Source organism: Pseudomonas sp. S2_A05, from assembly GCF_054668485.1.
The window spans coordinates 1,174,896-1,190,658 of sequence record NZ_CP162775.1 but is presented as its reverse complement, the minus strand read 5'-3'; the positions used below and the strand labels follow the sequence as shown (position 1 = coordinate 1,190,658).

Genomic DNA, 15,763 nt, shown 5'->3' with positions numbered 1-15,763 from the left:
CACGAGTAATTCCATCGCGTAATTGACAGCGCCAGCGTTGCTCGCCAGAGTCGCACCCCTTTTTTCCACCGCAGGGTGAACAGGGGTTTGCGTTGAACCAACAAACATTGTCCATGCGCCTTGAGCGCGTCGCCGCCCATGTGCCGCTTGGCGCTAGACTGGCCGATATCGGCTCCGATCATGCTTACCTGCCGGTGGCCTTGCTGCGCCGCGGACTTATCACAGCGGCGGTGGCTGGCGAGGTCGCGTTGACGCCATTTCACGCGGCGCAACGCACCGTCAATGACAGCGACCTGCACGGCCAGATCAGCGTGCGCCTGGCCGATGGTCTGACGGCAATCAAACCTGGCGACGCCATCAGCGCCATCACCCTGTGCGGCATGGGCGGCGAAACCATTCGCGATATTTTCGACAGTGGTAAAGCCCATCTCAGCGGCCACGAACGCTTGATCATGCAACCCAACGGCGGCGAGCAAGCGCTGCGCCAGTGGTTGATGGATAACAGTTACCGGATCGTTTGCGAAGAAGTGCTGCACGAAAACCGTTTCGACTATGAAATCATCGTTGCCGAGCCAGCCATTGAACCGCTGACTTACAACGCCAGGGAACTGTTTTTCGGACCGCTGCATCTGCAGGCGCGCTGCCCGGCATTTCTGCACAAATGGCAACGCAGGCTGAAGCAGCGGCAGAAGACGTTGGGGCAGTTTACGAGAGCGCAACAGACGTTGCCGGAGGACAAAATTCTTGCGCTGAAGCAAGAGATGCAGTGGATTAGTGAATTGCTCGGGTGACTGTGCCGCCGTCTTCGCGAGCAGGCTCGCTCCCACAGGAAATTGCATTTCTCCTGAGGGAACACGGTCCACTGTGGGAGCGAGCCTGCTCGCGAAAGCGGTGGGTCAAGCTACAGAGCAACCAAGTTGGCCGCAGCCGTCGGAAAAACAAAAAGCCTGCTGTTAAAAGCAGGCTTTTTCGTGGGTGGTGAACTTACTTCTGCTGCGTCAGCGCCGAGTAGCTGTTCATCAGGTTGCGGTAGTTGGGGATGCGCTGCGACAGCAGATTGCCCAAGCCTTCGATGTCGTTGCGCCAGTCGCGGTGCAGCTCACAGGCCACCGAGAACCAGTTCATCATCTGCGCGCCAGCCTGAGTCATGCGGCTCCATGCGGCTTGCTGCACGGTGGTGTTGAAAGTGCCGGACGCATCAGTCACCACGAACACATCAAAACCTTCCGCCAGCGCCGACAGGGTCGGGAACGCTACACACACATCCGTTACGACACCGGCAATGATGATCTGCTTGCGCCCGGTGGCCTTGATCGCCTTGACGAAATCTTCGTTGTCCCAAGCGTTGATCTGACCTGGACGAGCGATGTACGGCGCATCCGGGAACATCTCTTTCAACTCCGGTACCAGCGGGCCGTTCGGGCCTTGTTCGAAGCTGGTAGTGAGGATCGTCGGCAGGTCGAAGAACTTGGCCAGATCCGCCAGCGCCAGCACGTTGTTCTTGAACTCGTTCGGCGAGAAGTCCTGCACCAGCGAGATCAGACCGGTCTGGTGGTCAACCAGCAGCACGATAGCGTCGTCTTTGTTCAGGCGGTTGTAGGTTGGAGTGGTCATGGTGTGCGTCCCTTTTCAAGTTTGGAGTTTTGTTGTTGCGTTCAAGTTGGGTACAGATTACTGACGCACAGCAAAGGGATAAATCGGCTGAAAAGCGTTTCACCGTCCACCTGAACAGGACAATCGAAAACGGCCCACTCCTACAAAAGCGCGTGCAGGCCGTTCTGATTAGATACACCGAAGTACAAATGATGTACCTCAGCCCCCATTTATCAACTCCGCGCAACTTCCTAAAGTCCTCTCCAACAGCCACCCGCCATCCTGACGGGCCAGCGACAGAGGAAATCATCATGAGCACATCGAAAAAAGTAGTTGTCATCACCGGCGCCTCGCAAGGCATTGGTGCAGGTCTGGTCGAAGGCTTTCGCGCCCTTGGCCATCAAGTGGTCGCAACCTCGCGCTCGATCAAAGAGTCGAGTGACCCGGATGTCCTGACCGTTGCCGGCGACATTGCCGATCCGCAAACCGCCGAGCGCGTGATTCGTGCCGCCGTTGCCCGCTTCGGTCGCGTCGATACGCTGGTCAACAATGCCGGGATCTTTCTGGCCAAGCCGTTCACCGCTTACAGCCAGGCGGACTATGCCCAGGTCGTGGCGACCAACATGAGCGGCTTCTTCTACATCTCGCAACTGGCCATCGCCGAGATGGAAAAACACGGCAGCGGCCACGTCGTCAGCGTCACCACCAGCCTGGTCGATCATGCAATAGACGGCGTGCCTTCGGTATTGGCGTCGCTGACCAAGGGCGGCATCAACGCCGCGACCAAATCCCTGGCGATCGAGTACGCCAAGCGTGGCATTCGGGTCAACGCGGTATCGCCGGGCATCATCAAAACGCCGATGCACGCCGAGGAAACCCATCAGGCGCTGGGCAGCCTGCACCCGGTCGGCCACATGGGGGAAATCGACGACATCGTGCAAGCGATCCTCTACCTCGACGGGGCGAATTTCGTCACTGGCGAGATCCTGCATGTCGACGGTGGCCAGAGCGCCGGCCATTGATCGAAACCCTGCAACGCCGCCGGTGGATACCGGCGGCGTCGTTGGTTGTGGTACACAGAGGATGAACGTCCGTCGATCCTCGGTGCGAGCCACAATGAAACGCCATTTTGAAGATTTGCAGTTAGGCAGTATCGAACTGTTCTGCCTGGCCGCCGAAGCCGGCAGCTTCACCGCCGCCGCGCAACTGGCCGGGGTCACGCCCGCTGCGGTGAGCCGGTCGATTCTGCGTCTGGAGCAACGCCTGGGTTCGCGACTGTTCGCCCGTACTACGCGCAGCATTCGCCTCACCGACGCCGGCCGCAGCTTCTTCGAACAATGCAGCCAGGCCCTGACGCAACTGGTCGAAGCGCAGCAGGAAGTCATGGGCGCGCAGACATCGCCATCGGGTCGACTGCGCATCAGCCTGCCAACCACCTACGGGCATCACCGCATCCTGCCGCTGCTGCCGAAATTTCGCGCGTTGTACCCCGAGGTCACGGTCGACGTGCACTTGGGCAATCGCAATATCGACTTCGTTGAAGAAGGCTACGACCTGGCGATACGCGTACGCGCGCAACCGGACTCGACCCTGATCGCGCGCTTGCTGGAAGACGCCGCCCTGGTGGTGGTCGCCGCCCCCGAATATCTGCATAGAGCCGGCACGCCGCAGACCCTCGACGATCTCATTGCGCATGAGTGCATCCAGTTCGAATTGCCCAGCAGCGGGCGGCGGATTTCCTGGCTGTTTCAGGAAAACGGCCGGGACCTGGAAGTGATTTCCGACGGTGGCTATTCCTGTTCCGACGATGTGCTCGGCGGCGTGACGCTGGCCAAGCACGGCGCCGGGCTGTTTCAGACTTACCGGTTCATCGTCGAGCAGGAACTCGCCGATGGCCGCCTGATTGAAGTGCTGCAGCCGTACGCCGGACGTTCGCGCCCCTACACCCTGCTCTACCCGCACGGCCGCTATGTGCCGCAACGGGTGCGGGCATTTGTGGATTTTCTGCTGGGGTTTCGTGAGGAATGGGCGGAACCCGCGCGCTAAACAGGGCGTCAACCGGTCTGGCGCAGGCGGCTGAGTTCCTTGGACGGCGGGCAGCCGAACTGGCGGTTGTATTCGCGGCTGAACTGCGAAGCGCTTTCGTAGCCGACGCGGTAGCAGGCGCTGGAGACGTCCAGCCCTTCATTGATGATCAGCCGCCGCGCCTCTTGCAGGCGCAGCTGTTTTTGATATTGCAGCGGGCTCATGGCGGTGACGGCTTTGAAGCGGTGATGCAGCGCCGAATTGCTCAGATTGGCCACCTGCGCCAGCGCGTCGATGCGCAGCGGTTCAGTGAAATTCTTGTTCAGCCAGTCGATGGCCCGCGTGACCCGATGGGTCTGCGAATCGCTGACGGCGATTTCATACAGCAGATGCCCGTGCTGGCCGCGCAGCAGGCGGTAATACAGCTCACGCAACACCATCGGTGCGAGCATGCCGATGTCGCGCGGATTATCCAGCAGGCGCACCAGACGCAACATGGTGTCGAGCAGGGTCACGTCGATCTTGTCGAGAAACATGCCGCGCCCGGCGTCTTGCGGCATGCCGGTCAGCGGCGACTCGGCAATCAGTTGCGTCAGTTGCGCGGGATCGAAGTCCAGCCGTACGCAAAAATACGGCGCCTCGGGTGAGGCTTCAATCACCCGTCCCGACACCGGCAACGTCACCGACACCACCAGGTAATTCAACGGGTCGTAGAGGAAACGTTCGTCGCCCAGCCCGACTTCCTTGCGGCCCTGCACGATCAGGCACAGCGCCGGGCGGTGCACGACATGGATCAGCTCGGACGGCCCATCGAGACGGATCACGTGCAGCGGCGCAATCGCGGTTTCGTAGGTGCCTGGCGCATCGAAGCGCTGAGTCAGCAAGCGCACCAGCTCGGCGCGATACACCGCCGTGTCGTGGAGGATGGAAGCGTCGTGGTTATCCATGCAAAGGGCCTCGAAAGCAGACGAAGGTAGGTCAACTGCCCAGGAAGATTAGCCAGTTTTACCCAGCGGCGACTAGATCAAAGATGCTGCAGATTTGCCTGATTCTGCGTGCTCATGATCGTGGCAAAGCCATGGCCGCGTTATCACACGCGCCCTTGGCTTGCCGCACCGCTATCAGCCTGCCGTTACCGTCATGCCGCCATCGGCCATGACTACCGAGCCGACCATGAAACTGGCGCGGTCGGAGGCCAGAAAGGTCACGATCTCGGCGATCTCTTCCGGCTGCGCCGCCCGACCGATTGGCGCTGCTTCGCCGTGCTGCGCGAGGAAGCCCGGGCCGTCCTCGACCACATCGTTGAGAATATTGGTCACCACATCGCCGACGCCGATCGCGTTGACGCGAATGCCGTGCTCGATGACTTCCAGGGCCAGCGTGCGGGTCAGTTGTGCCAGCGCACCTTTGGAAGCGGTGTAGGCGGCGATGGTCGGGAAGGCAAAGTACGAGGCATAGGAGGCGATATTGACGATGGCACCGGACTTGTTCGGGATCATCGCTTTCACCGCTTCGCGACAGTGCAGGAAGGCTGCCGTGGCATTGACTGCCTGGATCCTTTCCCAGTCGTCGCGGCTCATGTCGATCACGGCTTTGTTGATGATGATCCCGGCGTTGTTGACCAGAATATCCAGGCGCCCGAACTGCTCGACGGCAAGGCCTACTGCGCGTTCGGCGGCGCCGTCCTCGGTGATGTCCGCCACCAGCGGCACCAGATCGGGACGAGCCAGTGCTTCGACAGCCGGGTTGAGGTCTTCGGCAATCACCTTGGCGCCGCGAGCGTGCAGCATCAGCGCAATCGCCTTGCCGATGCCACTGGCCGCGCCAGTGACCAGTGCAACTTTACCGGCGACTTCTTGGGGCAGGGTGTGGTTGAAATCAGTCATGGTTTTAACTCCTCGATAGCGAATCGGTGTTGCGCCTGATGGCGCGGTCGTGAACACGGCTTCACTGTCGCGCACTGTCCGCCGCCGGGCTTTCGGGTGATTGCCGGGACTGTCGGGGTTTTGCGCTGGAGTTTCTCGTTCGCCCGCCCTAACCTTCAAAATCATTCGCAGCCGAAGCTTTTGATGGAGCGTCCTGTGCCCTCTGCCAGCCCCGCTACACCGACAATCAGCCAGCCCGCGCGCATCGCCGCCGAAGCCATGCCGGAGCATCTGCCCGGTATTGCGGAAACGACCACGCCGCGGCCGCAGATCAAGGATGCGGTGGTGCAGCTGTTCCGCCATCAAACCCTGCTTGAGCCGATCCGCGTGCCGTGCGTGGCCGAACCGCTGCTGGTGCTGGTACTGGCCGGCACTGCCCGGGTCGAAGAACGTTCGTTGGGCGGAGAGTGGCAGGCGAGCCAGGTCACGGCGGGCGATTTTTTCCTGACCAACACCCGCGAACCCTACGAAATGCGCTGGCAGACCGAAGGTTGCGAGGTCTTCGAAGTCATGCACCTCTACCTCGGTCTGGGCCTGATCGAACAAGCGGCGCGCGAAGCCTTCGGCGAACAGGCCGGTGCAGTGACGTTTGTCGATGTGTCGGGTGCGCGTGACGAGCAGGTCAGCTTCATTGTTGAGCAACTGCGCATCGAACTGACCGGACAGCGCCAACCCAGTGCACTGCTGGTGCACAGCCTGGCTCAGGCGTTGGCGATCCATCTGCTGCGTCATTACCTCGACCCCGACAGCAACCCGCGCCGCGACAACGCCCTGCCCGCCTACAAACTGCGCCGGGTGATCGAAGCCATGAATGCGAATCTGGCGGAAGATTTCAGCCTCGGTGATCTGGCCGCAGTCGCTGAGCTGAGCGACTACCACTTCAGCCGCACCTTCAAACGCGCCACCGGTTTATCGCCCTCGCAATACTTCATACGCCTGCGCATCAGCCGCGCGCGTCATCTGTTGCTGGAGACCGCACGCAGCGTGATCGACATTGGCCTGGAGGTGGGCTACTCCAGCCCCAGCCACTTTTCCCAGGTGTTCCGCCGTGAAGTCGGGGTCACTCCGAGTGCCTACCGGGACGCGCCACGCGGGGCCTGAAAACCTGTCGAAAAGCGATGCAGCAGAATTGGGCAAATCCCGAGGAGGAATCGATTAATAGCCCATGAGCCGCCGCACTTAATCTTCTTCCAGTGCCCACTCACGGGCACACAGAAGAGGACGACATCATGCTGAACATTCAAGAAAAAGTGATCGTGATTACCGGCGCCAGCAGCGGCATCGGCGAAGCCACCGCACGCCTGCTCGCCGAACGTGGCGCCAAAGTGGTGTTGGGGGCTCGGCGCACCGAGCGTTTGGCAGTGATTGCCGAAGGGATCAATAGCGCCGGCGGCCACGCGCAGTTCCGCGCACTGGACGTCACCGATCAGCAGGATGTGCAGCGCTTCGTTGATTTCGCCGTCGAGCATTACGGCCGCGTCGATGTGCTGGTCAACAACGCCGGGGTCATGCCGTTGTCACGGCTGGACGCGCTGAAGGTCGATGAGTGGAACCGCATGATCGACGTCAACATCCGTGGCGTGCTCCACGGCATCGCCGCCAGTCTGCCGTTGATGCAGCGCCAGCGCGCCGGGCAGATCATCAACATCGCCTCGATCGGCGCCTACGCGGTCAGCCCCACCGCAGCGGTGTACTGCGCAACCAAATACGCAGTGCGGGCCATTTCCGAAGGCTTGCGCCAGGAAGTCGGTGGCGATATCCGCGTCACCGTCATCGCACCGGGCGTGACCGAATCGGAACTGGCCGAGAGCATTTCCGATGAAGGCGGCCGCGAAGAGATGAAGTCATTCCGCAAGATCGCCATCCCCGCCGAAGCCATCGCCCGCGCGATTGCGTATGCCGTCGAACAACCGGCGGATGTCGACGTCAGCGAACTGATCGTGCGCCCGACCGCGAGCCCTTACTGAGACCAGATGAATCACAATCAACTGTAGGAGTGAGCCTGCTCGCGATAGCGGTAGACCAGTCAATGAAAATGCTGAATGTGCCGCCGCCTTCGCGAGCAGGCTCGCTCCCACCGGGGATTTGTGGCACCACCAAATAATTGGTCAACACGGAACATTGTGGGAGCTAGCCTGCTCGCGAAAGCGCTGGGTCAGTCGGCGAAGATGCTGGATGTGCCGCCGTCTTCGCGGGCAAGCCCGCTCCCACAGGGTTTTGTGGCGCAACCAAATCAATGGACAACACGGAACATTGTGGGAGCGAGCCTGCTCGCGAAAGCGCTGGGTCAGTCGGCAAAGATGCTGGATGTGTCGCCGTCTTCGCGAGCAGGCTCGCTCCCACCGGGGATTTAGCGCACGGATATTCCAACCCTGGCCGGTCGATACTGGTTTTCACGATGTCGGTGACTGAACTGCATAAGGGTGCGCGGGAGAGCCTCTCACTCTAATTCCAGAGTGGGAGGCATCGATTAAATCGCTCGATCAGCGTGACGGCGGATGTTCGGTTGACACCGAGTTGGCCGCATCCACATCTGACATATCTTCCTCGACCGGTGCCTCATCGTCCGGCGGCAAAGGCACCTCGGGATTTTCCCGCTTGGGATCGTGCCCCGTCTCGTTGTCGGTGGTGCGCGTCACGGCTTGTTGCGACTGGTTGCCCGGTGCGTTTTCATCAATGTCCATGTCGGTCTCCGATGTGATTCAGCGATAGGTACCTGAACGTGTGAAATGCCGGCGCGTGACAAGTGCCCGGCAATGGACGAACGGCGTTCTGTAGAAAACGCAAAAGCCTGCTTTCGAGGCAGGCTTTAGCTTTGGATGGGAGGCTTACTTCTGCTGCGTCAGCGCCGAGTAGCTGTTCATCAGGTTGCGGTAGTTGGGAATACGCTGCGACAGCAGGTTACCCAGACCTTCAATATCGTTGCGCCAGTCGCGGTGCAGCTCACAGGCCACCGAGAACCAGTTCATCATCTGCGCGCCAGCCTGAGTCATGCGGCTCCACGCGGCTTGCTGAACAGTGGTGTTGAAGGTGCCGGACGCATCAGTCACCACAAACACATCAAAACCTTCCGCCAGCGCCGACAGGGTCGGGAACGCTACACAGACATCCGTTACGACACCGGCAATGATGATCTGCTTGCGCCCGGTGGCCTTGATTGCCTTGACGAAGTCTTCGTTGTCCCAAGCGTTGATCTGACCTGGGCGAGCGATGTACGGCGCGTCCGGGAACATCTCTTTCAACTCCGGTACCAGCGGGCCGTTCGGGCCTTGTTCGAAGCTGGTGGTGAGGATGGTTGGCAGGTCAAAGAACTTGGCCAGATCCGCCAGCGCCAGCACGTTGTTCTTGAACTCGTTCGGCGAGAAGTCCTGCACCAGCGAGATCAGACCGGTCTGGTGGTCAACCAGCAGCACGATAGCGTCGTCTTTGTTCAGGCGGTTGTAGGTTGGAGTGGTCATGGTGTGCGTCCCTTTTCAAGTTTGGAGTTTTGTTGTTGCGTTCAAGTTGGGTACAGATTACTGACGCACAGCAAAGGGATAAATCGCTTGAAAAGGGTTACACCGTCCACTCAAACCGGACAATCCACTTCAATCGTAAAACGGCTCAACCAACGCCCGGCTGCCGACAAAGAAACTGTCCGCTACCAGGCGCAATGGTTGCAGGTCGAGGTCGCTGGCCTTGTCGCCGATCAATTGCTGGAAGTGGCGGTAGACCGCTGCGTACTCGCCCTCCTCCGACACGCTTTGCTTCACGCCGTCGATGCTTAGCACCGCGCCGCCATTGTCCAGACGCAGGACGCCTTCGACGCAGCGGATTTCGATGCTCCACAGTTCGTCGTGGCCATGGTCGAAGTCGAACTCGGCGCGTACGTCGAGCTGATGTGCATCAGACATTTTGATAGAGGCGGCAATCGGCGACTGGCAGTTGCTCGGCACGCGCAGTTCGGCGGCTTCGACAAACAGCGGCAGCGTCAGCAGGTGGGTGATGATCGACAAGGCGTTGATGCCCGGGTCGAAGACGCCGAGGCCGCCCGGTTGCCAGATCCATGCCTGACCCGGATGCCACTTGCGCACGTCTTCCTTCCAGTCAATCTGTACGCTTTGCAGGGTGCGGCTGGCCAGCCAGTCGCGGGCGGCGGCGATGCCCGGTGCGTAGCGTGAATGCCAGGCGAACAAAGCGCTGACGCCTTGATCGGCGACTTGATCGACCAGGGCCATAGCCTCGCCCAATGTCGCACAGGGCGGTTTTTCCACCAGCACGTGCTTGCCGGCCGCCAACGCCTGTTGCACCAGTGCGAAGCGCCCCTGTGGCGGCGTGCAGAACGCAATTGCGTCGACAGTCGGGCCGTTTTCGAGCAGTTCGCCCAGCGACTGGAAGTTCTCCACCCCGGCGCAAGGTTTGCCCTGGGTAGCGACCGCCACCAACTGGAACGCCGGGTTGGCGAGGATGGCGGGAACGTGTTGATCCTGGGCGATCTTGCCGTAGCCCACCAGGCCGAGACGAATCGGTTGCATTACAGACTCCTGTTGTTGTTTTGGTCTTTGCAGCGCAGCGGCAAGAGTACGTGTTTCTGCGCCCGCCTCCAATCGTCATACTATTTAAATCGAGTTTGGTCGCGGCGAACGCATGGCTTATTCGTCATTTCTTCTTACACCTTTTATCGTCCGATCCGGCACCGCGCGGCGATCGGCAGCCGGCGATCAGCCTCAGTTTGCTATCATGCGGCGCTTTTACGGTTAACCCCTCGCCAGTCCTGCCGACTGGCGGGCTGCAAAAGGCGGTATTAGATGACGGCTTTGTTGACTCGCCGCAAGGTACTTGCGGGAATGGGCGTGCTCGGGCTCGGCCTGCTCGCCGGTTGCGACACCCGTGGCCAACTGTCGTACAAGTACGGCAAGGATCTGAGCGACAAGATCCTCGGACGCACCTTCAAGCTGAAGAACCCCGAAGGCGAAACCATGTCGCTGTCGAGCTTTCGCGGGATGATGCCGATGATCTTCTTCGGCTTCACCCAGTGCCCGGCCGTTTGCCCCACCACCCTGGCCCGCGCCGCGCAGATCAAGAAACTCATGGGCCGCGACGGCGACCGCCTGCAAGTGGTGTTCATCACCCTTGACCCTGAGCGCGACACGCCGCAGATCCTCGACGCCTACGTCAAAGCCTTCGATCCGAGCTTCGTCGCGCTGTACGGCACACTTGAGGAAACCAAGGCCACCGCCAAGGAATTCGACGTGTTCTACGAGAAGGTCCCGGCCGGCGACACCTATACCATCTCCCATACGTCCACCAGCTACGTCTACGACTCGCGTGGTGAGTTGCGCCTGGGCCTGTCCACTTCGCTGACAGCCCAAGAGTGCACGGAAGATTTGCTTACTGTTATGGAGGTCTGCTGATGCATCCCGTTCTGAATCACCTCAAACGCACCGTATGTGCACTGTCCCTGCTCGGCCTGGCCTTCCAGGTGTCGGCGCAGACCAAAGTCGACGATGCCTGGGTCCGTGCCACCGTGCCGACCCAGTCCGCCAGCGGCGCGTTCATGACCGTCACTGCCGACACCGACAGCAAGCTGCTCAGCGTTGCCTCGCCAGTGGCCAAGGACGTTCAGATTCATGAAATGAGCATGAAGAACGATGTGATGACCATGGGCCGGGTGAAGTCCGTTGAGCTGCCTGCCGGCAAAGCCGTGAGCTTCGACCCGAACGGCTACCACGTCATGCTGATGGGCCTGAGCGGTCAGTTGAAGGAAGGCGACAGCGTGCCGCTGACCCTGACAGTGGAAAACATCAAGGGCGAGAAAGAAACCATCGAAGTCAAAGCACCGGTTCGCGCGCTGACCAACATGGGCGGCCACGATCACAGCAAGATGCATTGATCGCTGACGGAAAGACTGTTCGCCTGACACATAAACGGGGCGGCCTGATCGATGATCGGGCCGCCCCGTTTTTTATTGGCCGGAAGAAGGCTTACGCCGCTAAACCTGTGGGAGCGAGCCTGCTCGCGAAGGCGTCAGGTCAGTCAACTCGTCTGTGGCTGAAACTCCGCTTTCGCGAGCAAGCTCACTCCTACAGTAGTTCCGGGTGATGCCCAATCCCTCAACTCCCCGCACCACCATGCGCTTCTTCAAAGAAGTAATCCTTCCAGCTCGCCGCTTTGTTCTTCAACACGCCCAGTTCCTGCAATTTTTCGGCATAGATAAACGTGCGTTGCGGCACGACGGTGAAGTCGATTTCCGGGTCTTTGACGATTTGCTCGACCAGGGCCAGCGGCAGTTTCGATTGTTCTACGCGGATGTAGGCCTGGGCAGCGGCGGGTTTGTCGGCCTTGATGATTTTCTCGGCTTCAGCCAGTGCGTCGTAGAACGCCTTGTAGGTTTTCGGGTTTTCGTCGTGAAATTTTTCTGTGGTGTAGAGCACGTTGAACGTCGCCGGGCCGCCGAGGATGTCGTAGGAGCTCAGCACTTTATGCACGTTCGGGTTTTGCAGAGCCTGGTACTGAAACGGTGGGCTGGAGAAATGCGAATTGATTTCCGAGCCGCCGGCGATCAGCGCGGCGGTGGCGTCCGGGTGCGGCAGGCTGACTGAGATGTTGTCGAATTTCTTGAACTGGTCGTCACCGAATTGCCTGGCGGTTTCTATCTGCAGGGTGCGCGACTGAAAACCCACGCCTGCGGCTGGCACGGCGATGCGGTCCTTGTCGCTGAAGTCCTTGAGGGTTTTGATGTTCGGGTTGTTGGTCAGCAGGTAATTGGGCATCGAGCCCAGCGCGGCGATGGCTTTGACGTTCTGCTTGCCCTTGGTGCGGTCCCACACTGTGAGCATCGGCGGCACGCCGGCCGAGACCACATCCAGCGCTCCGGTCAGCAGCGCCTCGTTCATCGCCGTGGCGCCGGAAATGCTGTTCCAGTCGACCTTGATGTCCAGACCCTGAGCCTTGCCGTGTCTCTCGATCAGCTGTTGATCGCGTACGACATCGAGAATCAGGTAACCAATGCCGAATTGCTGGGCGATGCTGATCCTGCCCTCGGCTTGGGCGCCGCTACTGAACAGCGCACCCGCTGCCAGAGTAGCGGCCAACAGAGTCAGCGCAGAACGTTTGAACGGTGTGGCCATGACAACCTCGCAGCATGGGGATGGGCTGAAAGGCCTGACTTTATAGCTATAAAAAATTGAAATTAAATATCTTTATCGCATATCGATAGCACTGAGCGGTTTGCTGTCTGTTACGTGGATATCGCGAGAGGCGGACGGACTTACAACAGTCTGAAACAAAAAACTGCGCTGACTGTAAAGCCGCAATACGACCAGAACCCGTGCCTGATCTGGGTCCACGACATTTAAAGGATCGCCAGCCGCAGGTTTAAAAAGCCGATCAGCCCGCCTGTCCTTGGTATCATCACCCACACTTTTTTGACCCTTTGATGACAAGCAGGCCTTTTTTGTGAGCGCTCTTTTCAACTGGCTGCGGCGGCCGAATGCCCGCCTTCTTTCTCTAATCGTTTTGGTATTGATCGTGCCGGTGTGCCTGCGTGCAGCGTTGGGCTGGTCGACACCGCTGGGCTTTTTGTCGGATCTGGCCGTGGGTAGTCTGCTGGTGGTATCGCTGCATCGCCGTACGTGGTGGCTGGCCTTGCCGGTGCTGGTGTTTTGGGCGCTGCTGGCGATCGCCACGGCAGAATTGGTCAGCGCCGTCGGCCGCCTGCCGACGCCTTCGGATGTTCACTATCTGATCGACCCGCAGTTCGTCGAGAATTCCACTGGCGGCGGACTTGCGCACCCTGCCCTGGCCATTGCTTTGCTGGGTACTTTGGTTTTCTGGCTGCTGGCCCAATTTGTGGGGCGCGGTCTGGCTCGGCCGGCATTGCCGCGCGCTGCCTGGGCCGCGCCGATCGTTTTGTTCGCCGCCCACTGGGGCGCGCAAAACCTGTGGCCGAATGACGGCGACGCCTGGCGCCTGTACAACCTGCCGCATCAATTGCTCGCCAGCGAAGTGGCCGACCTGCAGATCCAGGCCGAGGAATGGCTGGACGGCGACGTCGAAGAACCGACACCGGCGATGGCCGGGCTCACCGATGTCGATCTCATTGGCCAGAAGCTGCTCGCCGCGCCGGGTCAGGCGCGCAATGTGTTGATCATTGCCCTGGAAGGCATTCCCGGCGCCTACATCCGCGCCAACCGCGAGGCGATCGGCAGTCATTACCAGGAAGACCTGATGCCCAACCTCAGCCGCTGGGCCGAGCGCGGCATGAACACTCCGGATTACGTGCTGCACACCCATCAGACCATTCGTGGTCTGTACGCCATGCTGTGCGGTGACTACGACAAGCTCAACAACGGCACGCCCAAAGGCGTGGAAATGCTCACCCTCAACGAACGCAACCAGGCCTGCCTGCCGGCGCAGCTGCGCGAACACGGCTTCAGCACTCATTACTTGCAGGGCGCCGGCCTGCGCTTCATGGCCAAAGACAAGATCATGCCGCACATCGGTTTCGATGCGACCCACGGCCTGGAATGGTTCAGCAACAGCAACTATCTGGAGTTCCCGTGGGGCAAGGATGACAAGGCGTTTTTCGAAGGTGCGCTGGATTACGTCGGCCAGTTGAAAAAGCAAAAGCAGCCGTGGATGTTGACCCTGCTGACGGTCGGCACCCATCAGCCCTACTCCGCACCGGAGGATTATCTGCAGCGTTATGAGACGCCCAAGCAGGCTGCCGTCGGTTATCTCGACGATGCGCTGGATCAGTTTCTTTCAGGGCTGGAGCGCCAAGGAGTTCTCAAGGACACACTGGTGGTGATCACCTCGGATGAATCCCATGGCATCGACGGCGTGCGGCTGGCCTCCTCGTGGGGTTTCAACCTGACGCTGGCACCGGAGCAGGCGCAACTGCCGCGTCTGAATGCCGGGGTTTATGGTCACGTCGATCTGAGCACCTCGATCCTCGACTATTTCGACCTGCCGGTGCCGACTGCGCTGAGCGGGCGGTCGCTGTTTCGCGACTACGATTCGGGGCGAGAAATCATGTCGTTCACCAACGGCAAACTGCGCTACCACAACGGTCAGGGCATCTTCTCCGAGTGCGATCTGCCGCGCCGCTGCCGCTATTACCAAAGCACCGGCTTCATCGCCGAAAGTGCCACATACAAAGGCACCTACAGCGGCCACCCGGCCCGGCAAATCGCCGCGCGCGCCGATGCGCTGGACCTGTCCTTGCTGCGCACACCGCTCAATCATCGCTACCAGTTCGGCAGCAACAACATCATCCCTCTGCAAGCGCAGATCAAGGATGACTGGGCTGACAACCTGATCGGCGCGCAATACCTGGAAATGCCCAAAGGCTCGCACACCCGCGTGCGCCTGACCGTGCGCTCGGTCGATCCGCAGCAGGCGGCGTACATTCAGCTCAAGGCCAAGGAATTTGAACAGGACGTGCAACTGGGCCTGCCAGCAGAGATGGTAGCCACGGCGGATCAGCCGCTGGAGATGGATTTCAGCTTTGAAAACCCGCAGCCGCGCAAAGCCTTCTCGTTCCATTTGCTGGGCTACGGCAATGGCGCGGTTGAAGTATCGGACTTCAGCGTGATCACTGAACTGCACTGGGCAGGATGACATTCTTGATGACGTGCCCGAGGACGACACCGCGCAATCGAGTTGACGTTTTTATCTATAAAGGCTGCACTCGCCTGTCACTTTGCTTCGGGGTATCGAGTGTAAGATCGAATTTGCCTGTCACTTTCCTGGCTTTTCCCAGATCCAGAGCAAAAGTGCCTGCTACGTTTTTGCGAAAATTGGCAAAGGTGACGATGAGTTCACCCTCAATAATGGGTTGGTCAAAATGATTGATCATAACCTTCCAATACCGTCCCATGGTTGGAAAAGTCACTGTGTGAGGACCATCTCCCTCCAACGCATTCGGCACAGACAACTCGACCGTGTGTATAAAATCGTCAGTTCCGATGATGATAAATTCCGTCTCGGTCTCTGCATAAACACATAACTTGCTCTCCAAAAATTTAACGTCATCGAGAAACGCGACAAAGCTACCGGTAGCATTTCGTTTGTTCAGAAGGTCACTTGTTTCGTCCTGAGACATGTCGATATTCCCTTGAGGTGAAGGTGACGTTGCGTTGACTCCAACATATTGTGATTGCGTGGTATCAACCACTGTCAAAGCTGACAGTTTTTAAGATCGCTTCGAAATAACGCCGCTTTTGCATCACGATATC

At 59.6% G+C, this 15,763-nt stretch carries 15 protein-coding genes and 1 pseudogene; 8 read left to right on the top strand and 8 right to left on the bottom strand.

All coding sequences use genetic code 11. The features are described 5' to 3' along the window. The first annotated feature begins 92 nt into the window (after nucleotides 1–92). On the top strand, nucleotides 93–791 hold the full coding sequence (locus AB4O12_RS05430; RefSeq protein ID WP_460060658.1) for a tRNA (adenine(22)-N(1))-methyltransferase: 699 nt from the start codon (nucleotides 93–95) through the stop codon (nucleotides 789–791). Between the two features lie 193 nt (nucleotides 792–984). On the opposite strand, the gene ycaC (AB4O12_RS05425) is transcribed toward AB4O12_RS05430, so the two are convergent. Further along, the gene (gene ycaC, locus AB4O12_RS05425) at nucleotides 985–1,614 is read right to left on the bottom strand and encodes an isochorismate family cysteine hydrolase YcaC (RefSeq protein WP_016774235.1); all 630 of its coding nucleotides are present in this window, start codon (nucleotides 1,612–1,614) and stop codon (nucleotides 985–987) included. A 290-nt stretch (nucleotides 1,615–1,904) separates the two neighbouring features. Between ycaC (AB4O12_RS05425) and AB4O12_RS05420 the strand changes: the two genes are divergently transcribed. Both AB4O12_RS05420 and AB4O12_RS05415 read left to right on the top strand, forming a co-directional pair. Further along, entirely contained in the window at nucleotides 1,905–2,615 is a 711-nt protein-coding gene (locus tag AB4O12_RS05420) for an SDR family NAD(P)-dependent oxidoreductase (protein ID WP_016774234.1), read from the top strand. Nucleotides 2,616–2,709: 94 nt separating this feature from the next. Then, nucleotides 2,710–3,639: a LysR family transcriptional regulator gene (locus AB4O12_RS05415; RefSeq protein ID WP_236169551.1), complete on the top strand. Its 930-nt coding sequence runs from the start codon at nucleotides 2,710–2,712 to the stop codon at nucleotides 3,637–3,639. A gap of 8 nt (nucleotides 3,640–3,647) precedes the next feature. Here AB4O12_RS05415 and AB4O12_RS05410 read toward each other — a convergent pair whose 3' ends face one another. Beyond that, nucleotides 3,648–4,565 carry an AraC family transcriptional regulator gene (locus tag AB4O12_RS05410; protein WP_095179591.1) on the bottom strand — a complete coding sequence of 306 codons (918 nt, stop codon included), beginning with the start codon at nucleotides 4,563–4,565 and terminating at the stop codon, nucleotides 3,648–3,650. Between the two features lie 174 nt (nucleotides 4,566–4,739). Continuing rightward, the gene (locus tag AB4O12_RS05405) at nucleotides 4,740–5,504 is read right to left on the bottom strand and encodes an SDR family NAD(P)-dependent oxidoreductase (RefSeq protein WP_041480606.1); all 765 of its coding nucleotides are present in this window, start codon (nucleotides 5,502–5,504) and stop codon (nucleotides 4,740–4,742) included. Between the two features lie 258 nt (nucleotides 5,505–5,762). On the opposite strand from AB4O12_RS05405, the gene AB4O12_RS05400 reads away from it, so the two are divergent. Then, nucleotides 5,763–6,644: a helix-turn-helix domain-containing protein gene (locus tag AB4O12_RS05400; protein ID WP_460062392.1), complete on the top strand. Its 882-nt coding sequence runs from the start codon at nucleotides 5,763–5,765 to the stop codon at nucleotides 6,642–6,644. 128 nt (nucleotides 6,645–6,772) lie between these two features. Then, complete coding sequence (locus tag AB4O12_RS05395; RefSeq protein ID WP_041480608.1) at nucleotides 6,773–7,510, top strand: SDR family oxidoreductase; 738 nt, start codon at nucleotides 6,773–6,775, stop codon at nucleotides 7,508–7,510. A 516-nt stretch (nucleotides 7,511–8,026) separates the two neighbouring features. Here the strand turns inward: AB4O12_RS05395 and AB4O12_RS05390 are convergent. The 3 genes from AB4O12_RS05390 to AB4O12_RS05380 all read right to left on the bottom strand — a co-directional run bounded on the left by AB4O12_RS05390 (nucleotide 8,027) and on the right by AB4O12_RS05380 (nucleotide 10,057). After that, on the bottom strand, nucleotides 8,027–8,227 hold the full coding sequence (locus tag AB4O12_RS05390) for a hypothetical protein (protein ID WP_016774226.1): 201 nt from the start codon (nucleotides 8,225–8,227) through the stop codon (nucleotides 8,027–8,029). A gap of 144 nt (nucleotides 8,228–8,371) precedes the next feature. Continuing rightward, nucleotides 8,372–9,001 (bottom strand): isochorismate family cysteine hydrolase YcaC, encoded by a 630-nt coding sequence (ycaC, locus tag AB4O12_RS05385; RefSeq protein WP_016774235.1) that lies wholly within the window; start codon nucleotides 8,999–9,001, stop codon nucleotides 8,372–8,374. Nucleotides 9,002–9,130: 129 nt separating this feature from the next. Next, nucleotides 9,131–10,057, bottom strand: a complete 927-nt coding sequence (locus AB4O12_RS05380; RefSeq protein WP_236169547.1) for a Gfo/Idh/MocA family protein — start codon at nucleotides 10,055–10,057, stop codon at nucleotides 9,131–9,133. Nucleotides 10,058–10,330: 273 nt separating this feature from the next. On the opposite strand from AB4O12_RS05380, the gene AB4O12_RS05375 reads away from it, so the two are divergent. Continuing rightward, entirely contained in the window at nucleotides 10,331–10,936 is a 606-nt protein-coding gene (locus AB4O12_RS05375; RefSeq protein WP_016774221.1) for an SCO family protein, read from the top strand. Further along, entirely contained in the window at nucleotides 10,936–11,415 is a 480-nt protein-coding gene (locus AB4O12_RS05370; protein WP_460060652.1) for a copper chaperone PCu(A)C, read from the top strand. The genes AB4O12_RS05375 and AB4O12_RS05370 overlap by 1 nt, the downstream gene beginning before the upstream one ends. 220 nt (nucleotides 11,416–11,635) lie before the next feature. Here the strand turns inward: AB4O12_RS05370 and AB4O12_RS05365 are convergent, their stop codons facing one another. Next, nucleotides 11,636–12,652, bottom strand: a complete 1,017-nt coding sequence (locus AB4O12_RS05365; RefSeq protein ID WP_460060649.1) for an ABC transporter substrate-binding protein — start codon at nucleotides 12,650–12,652, stop codon at nucleotides 11,636–11,638. Nucleotides 12,653–12,980: 328 nt separating this feature from the next. On the opposite strand from AB4O12_RS05365, the pseudogene AB4O12_RS05360 reads away from it, so the two are divergent. Next, nucleotides 12,981–15,192: pseudogene (locus tag AB4O12_RS05360) on the top strand (LTA synthase family protein). Between the two features lie 9 nt (nucleotides 15,193–15,201). Here the strand turns inward: AB4O12_RS05360 and AB4O12_RS05355 are convergent. Beyond that, nucleotides 15,202–15,630 (bottom strand): hypothetical protein, encoded by a 429-nt coding sequence (locus AB4O12_RS05355; RefSeq protein ID WP_095179584.1) that lies wholly within the window; start codon nucleotides 15,628–15,630, stop codon nucleotides 15,202–15,204. Nucleotides 15,631–15,763 lie beyond the last annotated feature (133 nt).

Bases quoted from the DNA above. Each gene is read 5' to 3' on its own strand.
- ycaC (WP_016774235.1), bottom strand. From the start codon at position 1,614: ATGACCACTCCAACCTACAACCGCCTGAACAAAGACGACGCTATCGTG.
- AB4O12_RS05420 (WP_016774234.1), top strand. From the start codon at position 1,905: ATGAGCACATCGAAAAAAGTAGTTGTCATCACCGGCGCCTCGCAAGGC.
- AB4O12_RS05415 (WP_236169551.1), top strand. From the start codon at position 2,710: ATGAAACGCCATTTTGAAGATTTGCAGTTAGGCAGTATCGAACTGTTC.
- AB4O12_RS05410 (WP_095179591.1), bottom strand. From the start codon at position 4,565: ATGGATAACCACGACGCTTCCATCCTCCACGACACGGCGGTGTATCGC.
- AB4O12_RS05405 (WP_041480606.1), bottom strand. From the start codon at position 5,504: ATGACTGATTTCAACCACACCCTGCCCCAAGAAGTCGCCGGTAAAGTT.
- AB4O12_RS05400 (WP_460062392.1), top strand. From the start codon at position 5,763: ATGCCGGAGCATCTGCCCGGTATTGCGGAAACGACCACGCCGCGGCCG.
- AB4O12_RS05395 (WP_041480608.1), top strand. From the start codon at position 6,773: ATGCTGAACATTCAAGAAAAAGTGATCGTGATTACCGGCGCCAGCAGC.
- AB4O12_RS05390 (WP_016774226.1), bottom strand. From the start codon at position 8,227: ATGGACATTGATGAAAACGCACCGGGCAACCAGTCGCAACAAGCCGTG.
- ycaC (WP_016774235.1), bottom strand. From the start codon at position 9,001: ATGACCACTCCAACCTACAACCGCCTGAACAAAGACGACGCTATCGTG.
- AB4O12_RS05380 (WP_236169547.1), bottom strand. From the start codon at position 10,057: ATGCAACCGATTCGTCTCGGCCTGGTGGGCTACGGCAAGATCGCCCAG.
- AB4O12_RS05375 (WP_016774221.1), top strand. From the start codon at position 10,331: ATGACGGCTTTGTTGACTCGCCGCAAGGTACTTGCGGGAATGGGCGTG.
- AB4O12_RS05370 (WP_460060652.1), top strand. From the start codon at position 10,936: ATGCATCCCGTTCTGAATCACCTCAAACGCACCGTATGTGCACTGTCC.
- AB4O12_RS05365 (WP_460060649.1), bottom strand. From the start codon at position 12,652: ATGGCCACACCGTTCAAACGTTCTGCGCTGACTCTGTTGGCCGCTACT.
- AB4O12_RS05355 (WP_095179584.1), bottom strand. From the start codon at position 15,630: ATGTCTCAGGACGAAACAAGTGACCTTCTGAACAAACGAAATGCTACC.